This window comes from Salinicola sp., from assembly GCF_982684285.1.
The window spans coordinates 1-1106 of record NZ_CEXLVS010000517.1 but is presented as its reverse complement, the minus strand read 5'-3'; the positions used below and the strand labels follow the sequence as shown (position 1 = coordinate 1106).

General features: G+C 44.6%; 1 protein-coding gene. It reads left to right on the top strand.

Annotated elements, in window-relative coordinates; genetic code table 11:
• Positions 1-1106: ATP phosphoribosyltransferase regulatory subunit (locus AC3AYF_RS21600; RefSeq protein WP_487780519.1), on the top strand; the 1106-nt coding region annotated here is incomplete at both ends.

The window sequence follows — 1106 nt, the reverse complement described above, 5'->3', positions numbered from 1 at the left end:
ACTCCCTGAAGGCATAGATGAATTAATGCCTGATGAAGCAGCTCAGCTAGAAATATTACGTCGCAAGCTTGTTGATATGATGCAAAGCTGGGGTTATCAACTAGTCGTTCCTCCCTTAGTTGAATATCTAGATTCGCTGCTGACAGGCACAGCTAAAACGCTTGATCTGCAAACGTTTAAACTGATTGATCAAATGTCGGGACGTTTATTGGGCATTCGTGCTGATATGACTCCACAAGTAGCCCGTATTGCAGCGCATAAATTACGCGGTCAAGGTTCTGTTACTCGTCTAAGTTACATTGGTAGCGTATTGCATACTTTGCCTGAAGGGCAGGGTACCTCACGTAACCCGATCCAATTAGGTGCTGAAATCTATGGTCACACGGGCCCTGAAAGCGATATGGAAATATTGCAACTCATGGTGGCGGTATTAAATGTGACGGACGCGATTCCAGCCTTATCTTTAGATATAGGCCATGTTGGCATTTATCGAGGTCTGGCTCACTATGCTGGGTTGAATAATATACAAGAGCAACAATTGTTTTCTGCATTGCAGCGTAAAGCGTTGCCTGAAATTGAGTCTTTATTGACGGAATATCAATTATCAGCAGACAGTACGGCTATGTTATTAGCCTTAGCGGAACTCAATGGCGATGTCTCAGTGTTAAGCAAAGCACAACAGGTATTTAAGCAAGCACCTGACGATGTCAAACATGCCTTGGCTAACTTGCAGACAGTGGCCGACATGGCTGCACAACGTTTACCAGACATTAACATCAACTTTGATTTGGCAGAGTTACGTGGTTACGACTATCACACAGGGCTAGTCTTTTCTGCTTATCAAGCGGGTTCTGCCCACGCGGTGGCAATGGGCGGTCGCTATGATGATATTGGCGAGGACTTTGGTTATGCTCAGCCTGCCACTGGCTTTAGTTTAGATTTGAAAACGCTAGTGACTCAATTGCCAAAAACTGAAGATAATAATTTGGCTATTACGGTGACCTGGTCCGACGATCCACTACAGCATAAAGCGGTTGAAGAATTACGTAATAAAGGTGAAGTGGTCGTGTACCAATTGCCCGGCACTAAAAGCTCAGAATCAAGAA